The 16,945-nt window shown below is 37.5% G+C and carries 19 protein-coding genes; 3 read left to right on the top strand and 16 right to left on the bottom strand.

Annotated elements, in window-relative coordinates; genetic code table 11:
• The first annotated feature begins 31 nt into the window (after positions 1 to 31).
• On the top strand, positions 32 to 1,237 hold the full coding sequence (locus tag AC04QZ_RS22405; protein WP_478359544.1) for a metallophosphoesterase: 1,206 nt from the start codon (positions 32 to 34) through the stop codon (positions 1,235 to 1,237).
• 206 nt (positions 1,238 to 1,443) lie between these two features.
• Here AC04QZ_RS22405 and tsf read toward each other — a convergent pair whose 3' ends face one another.
• From tsf to rplM, 4 genes are all read right to left on the bottom strand, one after another.
• On the bottom strand, positions 1,444 to 2,289 hold the full coding sequence (gene tsf / locus AC04QZ_RS22400) for a translation elongation factor Ts (protein ID WP_086548076.1): 846 nt from the start codon (positions 2,287 to 2,289) through the stop codon (positions 1,444 to 1,446).
• 129 nt (positions 2,290 to 2,418) lie between these two features.
• Positions 2,419 to 3,252 carry a 30S ribosomal protein S2 gene (gene rpsB, locus AC04QZ_RS22395; RefSeq protein WP_057931874.1) on the bottom strand — a complete coding sequence of 278 codons (834 nt, stop codon included), beginning with the start codon at positions 3,250 to 3,252 and terminating at the stop codon, positions 2,419 to 2,421.
• 18 nt (positions 3,253 to 3,270) lie between these two features.
• Positions 3,271 to 3,657 carry a 30S ribosomal protein S9 gene (gene rpsI / locus AC04QZ_RS22390; protein ID WP_029279076.1) on the bottom strand — a complete coding sequence of 129 codons (387 nt, stop codon included), beginning with the start codon at positions 3,655 to 3,657 and terminating at the stop codon, positions 3,271 to 3,273.
• A gap of 3 nt (positions 3,658 to 3,660) precedes the next feature.
• Positions 3,661 to 4,104 (bottom strand): 50S ribosomal protein L13, encoded by a 444-nt coding sequence (gene rplM, locus AC04QZ_RS22385; protein WP_010602007.1) that lies wholly within the window; start codon positions 4,102 to 4,104, stop codon positions 3,661 to 3,663.
• Positions 4,105 to 4,302: 198 nt separating this feature from the next.
• Between rplM and AC04QZ_RS22380 the strand changes: the two genes are divergently transcribed.
• Complete coding sequence (locus tag AC04QZ_RS22380) at positions 4,303 to 5,100, top strand: hypothetical protein (RefSeq protein ID WP_478359543.1); 798 nt, start codon at positions 4,303 to 4,305, stop codon at positions 5,098 to 5,100.
• Positions 5,101 to 5,120: 20 nt separating this feature from the next.
• Here AC04QZ_RS22380 and AC04QZ_RS22375 read toward each other — a convergent pair whose 3' ends face one another.
• From AC04QZ_RS22375 to pnuC, 3 genes are read right to left on the bottom strand one after another with little or no spacing between them, the layout of a single operon-like run.
• On the bottom strand, positions 5,121 to 5,660 hold the full coding sequence (locus AC04QZ_RS22375; RefSeq protein ID WP_478359542.1) for an ORF6N domain-containing protein: 540 nt from the start codon (positions 5,658 to 5,660) through the stop codon (positions 5,121 to 5,123).
• Positions 5,661 to 5,702: 42 nt separating this feature from the next.
• On the bottom strand, positions 5,703 to 6,668 hold the full coding sequence (locus tag AC04QZ_RS22370; protein WP_478359541.1) for an AAA family ATPase: 966 nt from the start codon (positions 6,666 to 6,668) through the stop codon (positions 5,703 to 5,705).
• Complete coding sequence (gene pnuC, locus AC04QZ_RS22365; RefSeq protein ID WP_478359540.1) at positions 6,665 to 7,327, bottom strand: nicotinamide riboside transporter PnuC; 663 nt, start codon at positions 7,325 to 7,327, stop codon at positions 6,665 to 6,667. Before pnuC ends, AC04QZ_RS22370 begins: the two co-directional genes overlap by 4 nt.
• Before the next feature lie 146 nt (positions 7,328 to 7,473).
• Here pnuC and AC04QZ_RS22360 point away from each other — a divergent pair, with 146 nt between their 5' ends.
• The gene (locus AC04QZ_RS22360; protein WP_478359539.1) at positions 7,474 to 8,538 is read left to right on the top strand and encodes a mechanosensitive ion channel family protein; all 1,065 of its coding nucleotides are present in this window, start codon (positions 7,474 to 7,476) and stop codon (positions 8,536 to 8,538) included.
• Positions 8,539 to 8,613: 75 nt separating this feature from the next.
• Here the strand turns inward: AC04QZ_RS22360 and AC04QZ_RS22355 are convergent, their stop codons facing one another.
• The 9 genes from AC04QZ_RS22355 to tnpA form a co-directional block, all read right to left on the bottom strand.
• Entirely contained in the window at positions 8,614 to 10,905 is a 2,292-nt protein-coding gene (locus tag AC04QZ_RS22355) for a Tex family protein (RefSeq protein WP_478359538.1), read from the bottom strand.
• Between the two features lie 126 nt (positions 10,906 to 11,031).
• Entirely contained in the window at positions 11,032 to 12,372 is a 1,341-nt protein-coding gene (locus tag AC04QZ_RS22350; RefSeq protein WP_478359537.1) for a DUF4419 domain-containing protein, read from the bottom strand.
• Between the two features lie 99 nt (positions 12,373 to 12,471).
• Positions 12,472 to 12,846, bottom strand: coding sequence for an iron chaperone (locus AC04QZ_RS22345; RefSeq protein WP_086548070.1), 375 nt, complete (start codon positions 12,844 to 12,846; stop codon positions 12,472 to 12,474).
• Positions 12,847 to 12,890: 44 nt separating this feature from the next.
• Entirely contained in the window at positions 12,891 to 13,466 is a 576-nt protein-coding gene (locus AC04QZ_RS22340; RefSeq protein WP_478359536.1) for a pentapeptide repeat-containing protein, read from the bottom strand.
• 380 nt (positions 13,467 to 13,846) lie between these two features.
• Complete coding sequence (locus tag AC04QZ_RS22335; RefSeq protein ID WP_029275017.1) at positions 13,847 to 14,833, bottom strand: pyruvate dehydrogenase complex E1 component subunit beta; 987 nt, start codon at positions 14,831 to 14,833, stop codon at positions 13,847 to 13,849.
• A gap of 326 nt (positions 14,834 to 15,159) precedes the next feature.
• Positions 15,160 to 15,609 carry a nucleotidyltransferase gene (locus AC04QZ_RS22330; protein ID WP_086548068.1) on the bottom strand — a complete coding sequence of 150 codons (450 nt, stop codon included), beginning with the start codon at positions 15,607 to 15,609 and terminating at the stop codon, positions 15,160 to 15,162.
• Entirely contained in the window at positions 15,609 to 15,809 is a 201-nt protein-coding gene (locus AC04QZ_RS22325) for a hypothetical protein (protein WP_086548067.1), read from the bottom strand. Before AC04QZ_RS22325 ends, AC04QZ_RS22330 begins: the two co-directional genes overlap by 1 nt.
• A 29-nt stretch (positions 15,810 to 15,838) precedes the next feature.
• On the bottom strand, positions 15,839 to 16,396 hold the full coding sequence (locus AC04QZ_RS22320; RefSeq protein ID WP_478359535.1) for a GNAT family N-acetyltransferase: 558 nt from the start codon (positions 16,394 to 16,396) through the stop codon (positions 15,839 to 15,841).
• A gap of 2 nt (positions 16,397 to 16,398) precedes the next feature.
• Entirely contained in the window at positions 16,399 to 16,839 is a 441-nt protein-coding gene (gene tnpA / locus AC04QZ_RS22315; RefSeq protein WP_086548065.1) for an IS200/IS605 family transposase, read from the bottom strand.
• Positions 16,840 to 16,945: the final 106 nt, after the last annotated feature.

Raw genomic sequence — 16,945 nt, 5'->3', positions numbered from 1 at the left:
ATATTTGATCAATAAGATAAAACCTGACCAAATGAATGAAAATCAGCCAAATAGAAGAAGTTTTTTAAAGGCCGGACTAACTTTAAGTGCTGCTACCTTAGTAGCGCCATCTGCTGCCATTGCAAGCGTACCCCTTAGAGAAGATGAATTTAAAATAGCAGTCGGCCCTTATTTACAAACCAACTTTAATAACTCGATGACCATTCTTTGGTTGACCAATAAAAATGCTGCAGGTTGGGTAGAATTTGGAGAACAGGCCGATCAGTTGAGCCAAAAAGCTTACGGAAAAGCGGAGCTGGGTTTAATGCAAGCCAATAGCAAGCTGAATGCGGTAATGTTGAAAAATTTAAAACCAGGAACGAAATATTATTATAAAATTGTTTCCAAAGAAATTAAAGATTTCCAGCCTTACAAATTAACTTATGGTGCAACGGTGAGCAGTGCTGTTGAAGAATTTGTGAATGCTGATCTGGCTAAGGAAGAGGTTTCGTTTTTAATGATGAATGATACGCACGATCGGCCAGAATCAATCCCTCAGTTGTTAGGACTTGTTCCGGATAAGAAGCAGGATTTTATTTTCTTTAATGGAGACATATTCGATTATCAAACCGACGAAAAACAGATCATCGAGCATATGCTCCAGCCCTGTGTCGATAATTTTGCAAAGCATACGCCTTTTATTTACGTAAGGGGTAATCATGAAACACGTGGTAAATTTGCACGCGAATTTCCACAATATTATATGCATGTTGGCCATGCGGCTTTTAGCTTGGGGCCTGTTCGCTTTGTTATTTTAGACACTGGTGAAGATAAAGAAGATGCACATCCGGTATACGCAGGTATTGTCGATTTTGACGATTACAGGGTGCAGCAGGCCGAATGGCTTAAAACAGAAATAAATTCAAAGGAATTTAAAAAAGCACCATTTAGAGTGGTGTTAATGCATATTCCGCCACGCTTTTCTGGCGATGCCCATGGTCCAAAACATTGTACTGAGTTATTTGAGCCTTTGTTGAATCAGGGTAAGGTAGATTTAGTTTTAAGTGGTCACACCCATAAATATATGGTGCACCAACCTGATAAAGCGCTAAACCATTATCCTTTGATTATTGGTGGCGGACCAAGAACAGGAACAAGAACAATCACCAAAATAAAAGCCGATCGAAATAAACTCGTGGCGAGTATGATTGATGATTCTGGTAAGGAAGTTGGCAGCTATACTGCGTTGAGGAAGTAGGAGGGTTGCATGCGGCAATCAATTGGTATCGAAACTCCACTCGTACCGTCATTTCGAGTGAAGTGCAACGTAGTTGAGAAATCTGTATAGATAGATCTCTCTGTTCCGCTGCGCTTCAGTCGAGATGACGCCCTTTCCTAAAATATATAGGCATAAAAAAAGCTCCCGATTCAACATCGGGAGCTTTTTAATATGTTTTTTAGTGCTTATGCACCTAATTGTACACGTTTGAAAGCAGATACAGTTAAACCTTTAGAAGTGTTATCTAAAAATTTACGTACATCGATAGAGCTATCTTTAACAAACTCCTGGTTTAATAAAGTACTGTCTTTGTAGAATTTATTCAATTTACCAGCAGCAATTTTCTCCACCATTTCTTCAGGTTTGCCTTCTTGACGGATAACGTCTTTAGCAATCTCGATTTCACGTTCGATAGTAGCAGGATCAACACCGTCTTTATCAACAGCAACTGGGTTCATTGCAGCAATTTGCATAGCAACATCTTTACCAGCTTCAGTAATATCTGCGCCATTAGCACCTTCAAATACTACTAAAACACCCATTTTACCATTAGAGTGGATATAAGAAACGATTTTCTCACCAGATATATTTGCGTACTCCTGAATAACGATTTTCTCTCCGATTTTACCGGTTAGTTCAGTTATGGTTTCAGCAACTGTACGTCCATCTTCCAAAGTAATTGCTGATAATTCTTCAGTATTAGCAGGATTGTTGGCAACTGCAGCAGCTAAAACAGCTTGAGCTAGGTTACGGAAATCTTCCACTTTAGAAACTGGCTCAGTTTCACAAGCTAAAGCAACTAATTTACCATTTGTGCCATCCGCTGAAACATTGATTGATACCAGGCCTTCAGAAGTAGCATTACCAGAACGAGCGGCAGATACTTTTTGACCTTTTTTGCGCAATAAATCAACAGCAGCTTCGAAATCGCCATTAGCTTCTAATAATGCTTTTTTGCAATCCATCATACCAGCACCAGTTTGTTGGCGTAGTTTATTTACATCAGCGGCAGTAATTTGTACTGTAGACATTTTATTTCCTTTTTTAAATTTTACAATCTTGTTATAACAATTACAGGTTACAAGTTACAAGCGCCAAGTTAAACTCATGTTAAGCCAACTTAAAACCTGAAACCAGTAACCTGCAATTAAAAAATATTACTATTCTTCTGTTTTAGTTTCTTCTGATGCTGACGCTTCAACTTCTGCCTCAGCAGCTTTTTTACGTCTTGGCTCTTTTGCTTCTGGAGCATCAGCTGCAGCTTTAGCAGCTACTGCTTCTTTTTCAGCCTCATCATCTTTTTCGCGTTTACGCTCGTCTAAACCTTCTTCAATAGCTTTGATAATTACATCAGTAATTAAAGAGATTGATTTTGTAGCATCATCATTCGCCGGGATAGGGAAATCGATGTTAGATGGATCAGAGTTAGTATCAACCATCGCAAAAGTAGGGATGTTTAATTTTAACGCTTCAGTAACTGCAATGTGTTCTTTCTTAACATCAATTAAGAATAAAGCTGCAGGTAAACGGTTTAAATCAGCAATACCACCTAAAAGTGATTCTAATTTAATACGCTCACGTTGAATCATTAAACGCTCTTTTTTAGATAAGATCGAATAAGTACCGTCTTTAGTCATTTTATCGATGTTAGACATCTTTTTGATTGACTTACGAACAGTAGCAAAGTTGGTTAACATACCACCTAACCAACGCTCGGTTACGAAAGGCATGTTTACTTTTTTAGCTTGTTCAGCTACGATTCCTTTTGCTTGTTTTTTTGTTGAAACAAATAATACTTTACGTCCTGATTTTACGATTTGTTTAATCGCAGCCGCAGCTTCTTCAGTTTTAGTTAAAGTTTTATTTAAATCTATAATGTGAATTCCATTACGCTCCATGAAAATGTAAGGAGCCATTTTTGGATTCCATTTACGGGTAAGGTGACCAAAGTGTACACCTGCATCCAATAAGTCTTGATAAGTTGTTCTTGCCATTGTCTTTGCCTCCTGTGATTAACGTTTACTGAATTGGAATTTCTTACGAGCTTTAGCACGTCCTGGTTTTTTACGCTCAACCATACGCATATCACGCGTCATTAGGCCTTTAGCACGTAATGCAGGTTTTTTCTCCGCATCTAGTTCAACAATCGCTTTAGCAATAGCTAAACGAACAGCTTCTGCTTGTCCTTTTACTCCACCACCTTGTACATTTACAGTGATATCATAACGACCTACAAGTTCAGAAACTTCTAAACTTTGGTTTACGATATATTGCAATGGTAAAGTTGGGAAATATACTTTGTGATCTTTACCGTTAACGGTAATTGCGCCAGCACCATCTTTTAAGTAGATACGTGCAACAGCTGTTTTTCTTCTTCCTGAAGTGTTAGTAACTGACATTTCTTAAAGTTTAATGGTTTTTGGAGATTGAGCTGCATGAGGGTGAGTTTCACCAGCATACACAAAAAGATTGGTGTATAATTTTTTACCCAATTTAGTTTTCGGTAACATACCACGTACCGCTTTCTCGATTACACGTTGAGGGTGTTTCGCCATTAACTCCTTAGGAGAAATAAAACGTTGACCACCTGGATAACCAGTGTAAGAAACATATTGCTTTTCGCTGAATTTGTTTCCTGTCAATTTAACCTTGTCTGCATTGATAACAATTACGTTATCGCCGCAATCTACGTGTGGGGTGTACTCAGGCTTGTTTTTACCACGGATGATCATAGCGATCTTCGATGACAAGCGCCCCAAAATCTCGCCTTGCGCATCAACAACAATCCACTGTTTGTTAACAGTTTTCGCATTGGCCGAGACAGTTTTGTAACTTAACGTATTCACTTGCTTGTATTTAATTTATTAAACAATTTATTATTCCCATTAAATTTGGGACTGCAAAGATAGATAGAATACTTTTATTATCAAATAGTTGTGTTAAATAAATTATTAGTCTGAAGCATAATGTTTTCAAAACCTCGATTCTAAGTTATAAAGAAATCATATATTTAGGGCGCTGAACAAATTAATTAATCATCTCAAATGAAGTACTTTATTCTCGCCTCAATAACTGTTAGTTTATTTTTTCAATCCTGTAAGAAGAGTGATAATTCATTAAACAATTGTAGAGTAACTGCTATAAGAAGTTCTACCACTGGTCAATTCAATAATACAGTTAGCGGTCCATTTTATAATAATTCCAATCTGGATTACGATGATTCGGGCAACCTCAAAAGCCTTACGTCTTCATCTGATACAGGCGGAGTATCTAATTTTACAGTGAAATATACAAAAGACACCGTTACGATTATAACTAAGCGCTATGGTAATTATATTTATATTTTAGATGCGAAGAATAGGATAGTAAAAGCCAAATTTGGATTTGCTCAAAGTTTTGAATTTACTTATAATGACGATGGGCAAATTGCGACTGCGACCGTTTCGCAATTTGAGAAGTATAGTTTTACTTATGCTAATGGCAATTTAGTAAAGGTAAGGAATGAGCCTAATGCACCAGGAGAACGATCGCTCACTTACGAGTTTGTATATGATTTGGATGAGGATGCCGTTGACGTCATTTACGATACTAATCCGATTTCATATATCTGCCCGAAACCGTCATTGCTTCCAGCTGCATCTTTTTTTGGTGTAACAAGTAGAAATAGACTCAAGGGTGTAAATGTAACGGCTGAAGCATTAAAATATAACTATTTGGACAAAAATAACTATTCATTGTCCTATACAAAAGAACTGGATAAGCTCAAATCAATTGAAGTTGTTGGTATCGATGCATATGTTACCCGTAATACTGATTATAATTTTACATATACATGTGATTAAAATCGTTGTGGTTAAATAATCTATAAATCATCAGGCATATAGCCAATCCTTTTTCTCGGTCCTATTTTCTTATCGATTAGTTGATCAAGATAACTAAAAACCAGTTCGATGTTTTTATCATGGTTATCTACTTTTCTTTTGATTTCGGCGATTTCCAATTTGAGTTCACCATTATCTATAATAAATTGACGAATACGAGAGAAAATCCTTACAATTTGGATATTTACCTGAATAGCCTGCTTACTGTTTAAAACACTCGACAGCATAAGCACACCATGTTCGGTAAAAACATTAGGTAAATAGGTTCTTCCACCTCTTCCATTTTTTGAGGTCGCAATTTGCGACTTCAAGTTTAACCACTCTTCATCAGTTAGTTGAAACATGAAATCTTCTGGAAATCTATCTGGATTTCTACCAACTTGCTCATTAAGGCGTTTAGTTTCTACACCATAAAGTTCGGCCAGATCGCTATCAAGCATTACTTTAAGGCCTCTTAGCTCGTAAATTTTATTAACTACAGTATTGTCAGGGATGATAGGAAGCATTTGTTTCGCTGTCATATCATTTTTGGATTTGACTTGAAGATACAAAAATTGATTTATTTACACCAATAGTAAATCTATAATTTTTTTAATCTTCTCTTCACGTTCTGCATAATTTCCACTGATCTGAATATAGTTTATCCCACGTTTTTCTAGCTCGCCTTTAAATAGGTTAAACATTTCTAAGCGCTGGTCTCCAAAATCGCGGAGGTGATCAGCTACCCATTCTACATCAATATCCAATAGGAAATATAAATCGTAGCGGATTTCGTTTTCCAGATCATTCAGGATCTGTGGAACTTCGTTCAGGTAATATTGCGAATAAATTTTTGTGGTAATCAGATCGGTATCACAAAAAACAACCTTATTGGCCATGCTGGCTTTTTCTTTTACCCTTTCGGTTTGTGCTGTCCCAATTTTGATGATGTCATCAAGGGTAATATCGTTCGATGTGATTAATTCGCGTGCAACTTCAGGAACAAAGGTAGTTTGGTAGTGCAAAGCCATTTTTTCGGCCATGGTTGATTTACCCGTACTTTCTGGTCCATAGAAACAAATCTTCTTTACAAAAAACGGGCGTACTTCTTTTGGGATAAATTCCCAGTATTGGAATGGGTTTGTTCTGATTAAAGTTGCGGAAACGGGGATAAATTTTCTTGGTTCGTCAAACAAAATATGTTCAGCATCTAAATTAAAAGCAAAAGGTTCTCCGTAAAATTCAGAGCTAAAAAGCATGTCGATCTTTGGATATACTTCTTTCATTCTAATCGCCCAGATATTTGTCCGATCTTGCAAGGCTAGGGTTTCATCATCAAAATCATCCGCAATGATGGCGGGTTTTATGTTGGGCTGATCCTTAAATATTTCCTTGATCCATTTGAAACGCACAGCCGGATCAATCTTGTCAGCAGGTGTAAAACTCATCGAAACAATCAACTCATCACATTGTGAGGCAGCGAAATTAATCAACGCAATATGCCCGTTATGGATAGGCATAAATTTGCCAATCACTAAACCTCTTTTCATGCTGGTTTAGAATAGCTTTTATACTCTTTTATCCAATGCCACAACGCAAATGCAGCAATAACGGTAAAAATTAAATATTCTACTCCCATAAATTTGATGCCTTTTAAAAAATATAGATAAGTAGCCACTACATCGATGATCAGCCAGATAATCCAGCATTCTATCCTTTTCTGGATCATTAGAAAAGTGGTGATTACGCTCATTACAAAAATAAACGAATCGACAAAAGGATAAGCACTTGGTAAGTTAAATAACATTGGAAGCCAATTGTGGAGCTGACTGGCTAGTGTACCCATCAGTAACGTACCAACAATGCCAATAACCAATAATATTAGAAACTGTTTTATCGGCATAAAACTAATTTTAAGTTCTTTGTTTTTGTCCTCTTCTTCAGGTTTTGGATTCGCCCATCGCCACCAGCCCATTATGTTGGTTACAAAAAAGAAAACCATCAGAAACATATCGGGGTAAAGCTGGCTTTGGTAGTATAAAAAGGCTGATAAGAATACATTAACAATACCTGCAGGCCAGCTCCAGATGCTTGCTTTTGCCGAAAGAACAACCGAAATAATCCCCGTAATTACCGCGAAGAATTCCAGATAGCTCATTTTATAGCCAAGGACAGTAAAAAATATAGTATGCGCATCGAAAAAATCCATCCTTTCCTTTTTGAAGATTTACAAAATGCTAATGTAAATAATTATTTGGGGCTAGTGGTTTCCTGTTGGCAAACAATCCAAAAATATGGCTGTTATAAGAATATCCATTAGGTGATCGCCGTATTTATTAACCACAGATTTCGTTTATGCAGTATATCGACCAGATTTTCGGTTATCCAATTCCTTTGTTTTTTAAGAATCTCATCATTGGATTAATAGCGGTATCTCTTGGCATTTTAATCAAGTTTATCATTCACAAAACTTTCATCCTGCTTTCGCGATGGTGGGATTTTATCATTATAAAATCGACAGTGAAGCATTTGAGGAGACCTGTAGCTATTTTTATTCCCCTATTGTTCCTTAACTTCTCGTTAACGCTGATGGAGATGGCGCCAACATATCGTCTTCCAATAACCAAGATATTGGAAATTGCACTTACGGTTACTTTTGCACTTATTTTGGTGAGGGCAATTAACGTTTTGGAAGATTATCTCTACCTGAAATATGACCTAAACAAAGAAAATAACCTAAAGGAACGTAAAATCAGAACGCAGTTGCAGTTTGTTCGAAAATTTATTGTTTCGCTTATTATTTTAATTACTGCTGCTATTATTTTATTGAGTTTTGAAAGCATGCGTAAAATCGGGGCTGGCTTACTTACGGGAGTTGGTATAGGTGGGATTATCATTGGTTTTGCAGCGCAGAAATCCCTTGGAAATTTATTGGCAGGCTTTCAGATTGCCTTTACCCAGCCGATCAGAATTGATGATGTTGTAATTGTGGAAGGCGAATGGGGAAAAGTCGAAGAAATTACTTTAACCTATGTGGTGGTTAATATCTGGGATCAACGACGGTTGATCTTGCCGATTACCTATTTTATTGAAAAACCATTTCAAAACTGGACCCGTGTTTCTGCTGATCTGCTTGGAACGGTTTTTTTATATCTTGATTATGCCATCCCGATTGAGCCATTGCGACAAGAATTAACCAGGTTATTGAATGCGAATCCACTTTGGGACAAACGTGTAAATGTGGTACAGGTTACCGATAGTACAAAAGATGGTGCCATCGAAGTCCGATTTCTGATGAGCGCTTCTAGTTCTTCAAGGGCTTTCGATTTACGTTGCCATGTAAGGGAAGCTATGATTTCGTTTATTCAAACAAATTATCCTGAAAGTTTACCGAAGAAGAGATTGGAGTTTGAGAAATAGTAATTACATGTCAGTCTGAGCCTGTCGAAGACTCCCTAAATACTTCGACAGGCTCAGTATGAGAATTGCCCGAAATTATTTAAACATGCCTTTCAGTTTTGCCAATTTCTCTTGCAAATCGCCATCAGCATCTTTTGGTTCATTACGTGGTTTAAAATTAGGCTTGCTGTTATTGGGTTTGTATTCTTGCTTGGGCTTATGTTCTTTAGACTCCCGACTGCGGACTTCAGACTTCGGACTAACTTCAGTTTTCATTGAAAGCGAAATTCTTTTACGCGCTGCATCAACTTCCATTACGGTAACTTCTACCTTTTGATGAACTTTTACTACATCATTTGGGTTAGCCACAAAACGGTTTGCCAGCTGACTGGTGTGAACCAGGCCATCCTGGTGTACGCCGATATCAACAAAGGCACCGAAGTTGGTAATGTTGGTTACAATTCCAGGGAGTTTCATGCCCACCCTTAAATCTGAAATCTCGTTTACCCCATCGGTAAAGCTAAAAGCTTCAAACTGTTCACGTGGATCGCGACCAGGTTTTGCCAGTTCTTTTAAAATATCCGTTAGTGTTGGCAAACCGATTTCATCTGTTACATATTGCTGTGGTTTAATCTGTTTTTGCAATTGCGTATCCTTCATTAAAGCAGAAACGGTAGTGCCGAGATCCTTTGCCATTTTATCTACTACGGCGTAACGCTCAGGGTGAACACCGCTGGTATCCAAAACATTTTCTGCATTGCGGATGCGTAAGAAACCTGCTGCCTGCTCGTAAGCTTTATCGCCCAAACGAGGCACTTTTTTCAGGCTTTCACGGTTTTTAAAAGCACCATGTGTATTTCTATAATCAACAATATTCTGCGCTAATGTTGGTCCTAAGCCAGAAACATAGGCTAAAATCTGCTTTGAGGCAGTGTTTAATTCTACACCAACAGCGTTTACTGCACTGATAACGGTATCATCCAAGCTTGCCTGTAATTTATTCTGATCAACATCGTGCTGATATTGACCAACACCGATAGATTTCGGATCGATTTTTACTAGTTCAGCCAATGGATCCATTAAACGGCGACCAATTGAAACGGCTCCACGTACGGTAATATCCTGTGTGGGGAATTCTTCCCTGGCTACTTCCGATGCCGAATAAATCGAAGCGCCACTTTCGTTAACCATTACAATGGTGATGTGCGGTAAATTCAACGCACGAACAAAAGCTTCAGTTTCTCTTCCTGCAGTACCATTACCAATGGCAATGGCTTCAACGTTGTGTTTCTCGCAAAGCTGCTGAATGGTAAATTCGGCATTTTTCACATTTCCTTGTCCGGTATGCGGGTAAATTGCCGTATTTTCTAACAACTGACCTTGTTTATCTAAACAAACCACTTTGCAGCCTGTACGGAAACCGGGATCGATAGCCAATACATTCTTTTGTCCCATTGGCGCTGCCAATAACAGTTGACGTGCATTTTCAGCAAATACACGGATGGCTTCTTCATCCGCTTTTTGCTTGGTGAAAACACGAAGTTCGGTTTCCATTGCTGGTTCCAATAAACGTTTGTAGCCATCTTCTAAAGCCTGCTGGACCTGCTTTGAAGCCGCATTATTGCCTAAAATAAACTGGTTTTCTAAAATAGCAATGGCATCTTCTGCAGGTGGAAGTGCATCTAATCTTAAAATCAGTTCTTTTTCGCCACGACGCATAGCCAAAACACGGTGCGATGCAGCTGTTTTAACCGGTTCGTTCCATTCGAAGTAATCTTTATATTTAATGCCTTCTTCCTCTTTTCCTTTGATCACTTCTGATTTAAAAGTCGCTTTTTCCTGAAAATAAGTCCGCATTTTGGTCCGTGCCTCCACATTTTCAGAAATCATTTCGGCAATGATATCCCTTGCGCCTGCTAAAGCTTCGTCAAGCGAATTTACACCTTTCTCTGCATCGATAAATTTATCTGCCGATGCCTCTAAATCAAAAGCATGCTGTTCAAATATCTGTAAGGCTAAAGGTTCTAATCCTTTCTCTTTTGCTACCGATGCACGAGTTTTACGTTTAGGCTTAAACGGCAGGTAAATATCTTCTAAAAGTGAAATGGTTTCTGCTTCGTTAATCTTTTTTTCCAGTTCAGGTGTTAACTTGCCAAGCTCGGTCATCGATTTCAAAATCGCTTCCCGGCGCTTGTCTAAATCGCGCAATTGCAAAACCCGATCGCGTATTGCAGCCACTTCAACCTCATCTAAGCTACCAGTTGCTTCTTTACGATAACGTGAAATAAAGGGTACAGTTGCACCTTCATCTAACAGATTTATGGTTGCCGTTACTTGTTTTTCTGCAACTTTTAATTCGGCTGCAATTATTTTATGGTGGGTTAACATATCCTAAAGGTAAAAATTAAAGGAAGCAAAGCTAATCAGGATTTGCGGGATTTAATGATTTTTAGCACGAAGTTTTCCACGAAAATTTGTGAGTAAGTTTTTGAAAAAAAGCAATGATTATATTCATCAGCGTTCGATCATTCTTCCATTTATGATCAGCCAATTGTTAGGGAAAAGTTTTATAAGTCTTTGCTTTTCAACCGCTGTAATCTGTCCGGTAAGTTCTAATCTTCTGATTTGGATTTTACCTAGTTCATCAGGAATCGCAATATCTTTTGTGAACTTGATCCTCAATGTGCCTATGCTTTTTAATGCATAGAGTTCTTTTGGAATTTCGCTAATATTACTCATTGAAAGATCATCAGCGCTGGTTTTATTGCCGAAAACGAAAGTTTCAGATGGTGCACTGTCTTTATTAACTATTGCCCAGCTCATCTCCGGTTTCATAGTGAAATTTTTGTTGTTTTGGGATAAACCGATAAATCCAGCCCAGATTTCCATATTGTGCTTTGATTGGTGCTGTGCGTCTTCCAGAATAAAAGGAACTTTTACAATCTCCGAAGCCAGATTGTTTACGCTGGTAATTGGTTTTAAACCTGTTTTGTTTCCTTCTTTGGTATAAGGAAAGAACTTTACAATCCAGCCGTCGATTGTATTTACCGTTCCATATTTCTTTTCGGTATGGTATTTTACCATATTCATCCAGAAATCTTTATTTACTTTTCCTTTTTTAGCCGCTATGATTTCTTCGATAATTGGGATAAGTTCGTTTGTCCACCATTCTAATTTATACTGAGACAGGTATTTTGTTTTCTCCAGTAATTTCTTCCAATCCTGAGTTGTGCCTTCGATGGTGATTTTCGGGATTCCACAACCTATTATAATTACCTTAAATTCAAAATAAGATTTTACGGTTTCCATAATCGTAACCTGGCTCACCACTTTCGAGGTGGGTGTGGTAGTGGTGAAATCGGAAGTTAAAATGCCGACTAATTTTTTTCCTGTATAATCGTTAATCTGCTCGTTAAACTGCGGAAAAATTGAAGCCCAATCTGATTTGGGATTACCAAGCATAATTTTGTCTGAAACAACGGTTAAGGTCTTCCTGCCTTCAAAGTCAACCATCTGTGATCTTAACTCTTCGGCATTTTGTGTAACATGCCGGGCAAAACCCTGACTAATCAGCAACCAGAAAATATCAGGGGAAATAACAAATGGCCTATGATCGATATAAGAATTTAAAATGCCCGTTAAAAAAGGATGTTCTCCATAATAAACTAAACTATCGGGCAAATTTTCTACATTTTTTTCAAGATCTGCCTTAAGCATTTTAAGTATTTCCTGATTGGGAACAACAGGAATCAGCTTGGTTGGTTTCGAAAGTGTTTCAATTTCTACAACTGTTGCTTTTTGGCAAAATGATTTGGCAGAGATAAAGAGAAGTAGGAGTAAAAGTATTTTTTTCATTAGGCTAACGTTTTTTAGAATGGTTTACTAGACTGATGCTTTTTTGAGCTGCTTTCCATAATCCACACATCATCTACCCGGATGAAAATACCAGAAGCGTTATGATTTCTTCTTTTTGACTTTCTCCAAATCTCTTTCTGCTTTAAACCTGGTGATTCTGGTAATCAGATCTAGCGGCAAAGGTTTATCTAAAGGAAACTGTACAGCTCCCTTACTCCATTTGTACTGGGCAAACTCTTCTTTAAATGCCTCGATTCCTGAGCCGGTTGGATAAAAACCGATGTGTTTAGCATAACCGGCAAAATAAACCAATACGGTGTTCCGTTTGAAGGCGGGCATCCCATAACTGATTACTTCTTTGGCTTCTGGTACAGCTTGGTGGATCGTTTCGCGGATTTGCTGTAGCAATTTCTGTGTTTCTACCGGGAAATTGGCAATATACTGGTCAATGTTTTCTGGTTTGGGCTGTTCCATGGTCTGTAGTTTTGTAAGCTGAATTTACAAAATTTCTTAAAAACCTATTCACTGATCTGGATATCGTATTTGTGCAATAGCCCGGCAAGCCCGGATTTTGAAAATCTTGCCTTTTTGATCCTGTTATTATCCGGATCGATGGAGTAATGATAAGCTGTTCTAAAATCGGCCTTTTCGAGAATAGTCCTGTCGAAGGTAGCATTTAATAAATCACAATTGTCGAAAGTTGAATTAGCTAAATCGCTTTCTGAAAAGTCGACTTCATGTAATTGTGAATTTTTGAAATCCGTTTTCTTCAGTTTTAGTTTGTAGAAAGAAGAATGATCCAGTTTACAATTGCCAAAAGAAAATGCCAGTCCAAAATCGTTACAGTTATCGAACCTCAATCCCAGCATTTTGCAATCCTGAAAGTTTACATCAATAAATGAGGTTTTGGTAAGGCTTGCCAGACTTAAATTACAGGAGATAAATTTGCAGTCTAAAAATTTTACACCACTTAAATCAGCGCTTGAAAAATCACAGTTAGTGAATTTACAGTTTTCGTATTCTGCTTTTGGGAGTGTCCGTAAGGTAAAATCGGCTTTTTCGAATGTTTGGTCGGCTATGTAATTATCAGGCATGAATATAGATTCTTTATGCCACGAATATAAAAATTATCTGAAGGTTTTTGGTTTGAGCAAGAAGCTGAATTGGGTTTCTTGTATAGGCCTTAGGTTAACTAAACCCGACAGGAATGAAAATACTTTTTGATGCGTTCTACAGGAGAAGATTGCTTCGTCATCCCTACCCGCAATAACAATAAATGGAGCAGGTAACTTGCCAAAAAGATTGCAATGGATAGCGGGGCTGCTGGAACCGGAGAATTGCTGACATTGATTTTCAAATATTTGCCACGGAAACACGGAGGGCACGGAAATGGAGGAATAAAAAAATCCCCCAAATTGCTTTGGGGGATTTATATCTTTTGGTCTTTGCCTAAGCTCAGACTAATAATTTGTAATTACTTTTTAACGTACATTACTTCTTTTACCGCTTTAACTACGCGCTCAGCATTTGGTAAGCTTGCTGCGATTAAAGTTGGAGAGTATGGAAGTGGAACATCGGCACAAGTGATACGTAAAACTGGTGCATCTAAATAATCGAATGCATGTTTTTGAACCATGAAGGCAATTTCTCCAGAAAGAGATGCCAAAGGCCAGGCCTCTTCTACCACAACCAAACGGTTGGTTTTCTTAACAGAAGCGATAATGGTATCGTAATCGATAGGACGTACAGTACGTAAATCGATCACCTCAACATTGATTCCTTCTTTCGTTAATTCTTCTACAGCCGGGTTTACAACGCGTGTTAACATTTTACCGAAAGTAACAATAGTTACATCAGTACCTTGTTTGGTTACGTTTGCTTTTCCTAATTCGATGTAATACTCTTCAGCAGGAACATCGCCTTTATCGCCGTACATTACCTCAGACTCCATGAAAATAACCGGATCCTGATCTATAATTGATTGTTTTAATAATCCTTTTGCATCGTAAGGAGTAGCTGGAACTACCACTTTTAATCCTGGTGTGTTTGCAAACCAGTTTTCGAAGTTTTGAGAGTGTTGTGCACCTAACTGACCTGCGTTACCTGTTGGGCCACGGAAAACCATTGGGCATGAGAACTGACCACCGCTCATTGATAAAATTTTAGCAGCACCGTTGATAATCTGATCGATAGCTACTAATGAGAAGTTAAAGGTCATGAATTCCACAATTGGAATAAGGCCTGCTGTTGCTGCACCAGTTGCAATACCTGCGAAACCTAATTCGGCAATCGGGGTATCGATAATGCGTTTCGCACCAAATTCGTCAAGCATGCCCTGACTTACTTTGTACGCACCGTTATATTCTGCTACTTCTTCACCTAATAAAAAAACGCGGTCATCTTTACGCATTTCTTCGCTCATGGCTTCGCGTAGTGCTTCTCTAAATTGGATTTCTCTCATTGTAAATTTTAATAACGGTGGCAAATATAATTATTAATCGCTTTGAAACCAAAGGCTATAATGCCTATGTTTTGTAATAATTATAGGTAATCTGACTAATTATTTGATGTTTTTGAAGCTGTATTTTTTGTTTATCTGTCGAAGTGGGAAATAATATTGGGTAATTGTGTTTTGGATAAGCTTATTGTATTAAAGCTTTCGCTTTTTCCGAAATATATTCTCCAAAATGGATATGATTACTGTAGTTATCTAAAATGCAACTGTCAGCATATATTTTAACTTCTAGTTTAGTGAGACGAGAAAGAGTGCTGTAGCTTTATTCATTCTTATAGGTTTTCTAAATCATTAATGTCTTTTGCTCTAGCAGAAGACTTTTTAGCTAGTAAGAGATCATGATAATTTATAGTTCTTATTTTTAATCCATCTTCTTCAAAGAAAACTGAATTCGGATAACATTCTTCAAAACTTAGTCCTTTTACCAGGATCATTAAATCGATTGATATTGGCGGTCTTCCAAAACTAAAGACTTCCCAATCTGGATGATGAAGGAAATTTTCTTTTGTCATATCGAAAACTGGCATGCCGAATTGAAAAAAAGCATTGAATATCTTTCTATAATTTTCCGCAGTTCTCTCCACCCAAATATCCATATCTCCAGTCGTTCTGGAATATCCATGAAGAATTACCGAATATCCACCAACTAGAATATATTTTACATCATGATTATTTAGCGCCTGAATAAATTCCCGGAAATCATCATTGAAAATATTTCCCATTATCTTCTACTTCGAACAGAAAATACAGATTTATCCATTTTGGGAGGGTCATTTTCTGGATAGTTAAAAGCTACACTATTTAAATAGTTTGCAATTCTTAAACGCTCTTGCCACGATAGGTTTTTATAATAAATCCGATCGGCTTTACTGGCTTCTTTTGCAGTTTGTGCATTAAATGCTGTTCTATCTAAACGGTACATACTCAAATATAAAAAATGTTTAGCTGGATTTAATGATTTGGGTTTAATAATCCATAAATCTCACTATCGAGAAACTGGCCTCTGAAATAATAATCTTGCTTAAAATGTGCTTCTTTTACAAAACCATGTTTGATCAGCATTTGCCTTGAGGCATCATTTCCTACGTTAATGTTAGCACTGATGGTGTGTAGGTTAACGTCTTCAAATCCAAATGCAATTGATTTTTTCAGTGCTTCTGAAATAATTCCTTTTCGCCAGTAATCGGGATGAAGCATGTAACCAATTTCGGCTCTGTGGTTTGCAAAATCGGTGCGCCAATAACCTACGGATCCTATCATTTGTTTAGGATTTTCTTTTAAGGCAATTACCCAGGCCAGGTTATCGCGATTTTCGTAGCCATTTCTGAAACGGGAAATAAAATCTTTGATCTCAAAAATATCTTTGGGCCTTTCCCTATCAATGTATTTCATTACATTTTCGTTGGTACGCATGGCAAAAAGTGCTTCGGCATCTGCAAGGTCGTGTTCGCGTAGAATTAAACGCTCGGTTTCGAGAACCGGGAATTTTGTGAAATTTAAGGTAAGCATTTTTAAAGATCTTCTTTTTCTAAGGTAAATCCATATTTCTCTGCAAATTCTTTGACCTCAGATTCAAAAGATTTTTTGGCATGATGAATTTCTTGATTTTTAATATAATTGGTCACTGCTTGCAAACCAGATTCGCTAACGGATACAGCAAAATAATCATCCTGCCACATAAAAGGTATGTCTGTTAGCATATTTTTGTTGATCCAAAATGAGGATTCTCCTTTTATGAGCTGCGCTATTTTTGCAATTGTTTGCTCTCTTCCCAGAGATATCAGGCAGTGCATGTGTTCGGTGTATCCATTAATTGCCTGTAGGAAAATAGATTTTTCTCTACAATTATCCATAATGTGTTTTTGAACTTTATAGCGGATATTTTTTGTTAAATAGGGATGTCGGTTTTTAGTTGAGAACACAAGGTGAACCCAAATTCTTACATACGACATAATTGATGGTTTGATTAATCTAAATATAAGGAATTTTTGCAGTCTGTTAAAACAGACTGCGAGGAAATACAAATTTGCCTATAACTAAAATTTACGCTATTCATTG

The organism is Pedobacter folensis (assembly GCF_056490665.1).
This window is presented reverse-complemented; position numbering and strand designations above follow the sequence as displayed.

Bases quoted from the DNA above. Each gene is read 5' to 3' on its own strand.
- AC04QZ_RS22380 (WP_478359543.1), top strand. From the start codon at position 4,303: ATGAAGTACTTTATTCTCGCCTCAATAACTGTTAGTTTATTTTTTCAA.
- tnpA (WP_086548065.1), bottom strand. From the start codon at position 16,839: ATGTCGTATGTAAGAATTTGGGTTCACCTTGTGTTCTCAACTAAAAAC.
- AC04QZ_RS22320 (WP_478359535.1), bottom strand. From the start codon at position 16,396: ATGCTTACCTTAAATTTCACAAAATTCCCGGTTCTCGAAACCGAGCGT.
- AC04QZ_RS22350 (WP_478359537.1), bottom strand. From the start codon at position 12,372: ATGAAAAAAATACTTTTACTCCTACTTCTCTTTATCTCTGCCAAATCA.
- AC04QZ_RS22405 (WP_478359544.1), top strand. From the start codon at position 32: ATGAATGAAAATCAGCCAAATAGAAGAAGTTTTTTAAAGGCCGGACTA.
- AC04QZ_RS22370 (WP_478359541.1), bottom strand. From the start codon at position 6,668: ATGAAAAGAGGTTTAGTGATTGGCAAATTTATGCCTATCCATAACGGG.
- AC04QZ_RS22340 (WP_478359536.1), bottom strand. From the start codon at position 13,466: ATGCCTGATAATTACATAGCCGACCAAACATTCGAAAAAGCCGATTTT.
- AC04QZ_RS22345 (WP_086548070.1), bottom strand. From the start codon at position 12,846: ATGGAACAGCCCAAACCAGAAAACATTGACCAGTATATTGCCAATTTC.
- AC04QZ_RS22335 (WP_029275017.1), bottom strand. From the start codon at position 14,833: ATGAGAGAAATCCAATTTAGAGAAGCACTACGCGAAGCCATGAGCGAA.
- tsf (WP_086548076.1), bottom strand. From the start codon at position 2,289: ATGTCTACAGTACAAATTACTGCCGCTGATGTAAATAAACTACGCCAA.
- AC04QZ_RS22325 (WP_086548067.1), bottom strand. From the start codon at position 15,809: ATGTACCGTTTAGATAGAACAGCATTTAATGCACAAACTGCAAAAGAA.
- AC04QZ_RS22330 (WP_086548068.1), bottom strand. From the start codon at position 15,609: ATGGGAAATATTTTCAATGATGATTTCCGGGAATTTATTCAGGCGCTA.
- pnuC (WP_478359540.1), bottom strand. From the start codon at position 7,327: ATGGATTTTTTCGATGCGCATACTATATTTTTTACTGTCCTTGGCTAT.
- AC04QZ_RS22360 (WP_478359539.1), top strand. From the start codon at position 7,474: ATGCAGTATATCGACCAGATTTTCGGTTATCCAATTCCTTTGTTTTTT.
- rpsB (WP_057931874.1), bottom strand. From the start codon at position 3,252: ATGGCAAGAACAACTTATCAAGACTTATTGGATGCAGGTGTACACTTT.
- AC04QZ_RS22355 (WP_478359538.1), bottom strand. From the start codon at position 10,905: ATGTTAACCCACCATAAAATAATTGCAGCCGAATTAAAAGTTGCAGAA.
- rpsI (WP_029279076.1), bottom strand. From the start codon at position 3,657: ATGTCAGTTACTAACACTTCAGGAAGAAGAAAAACAGCTGTTGCACGT.
- AC04QZ_RS22375 (WP_478359542.1), bottom strand. From the start codon at position 5,660: ATGACAGCGAAACAAATGCTTCCTATCATCCCTGACAATACTGTAGTT.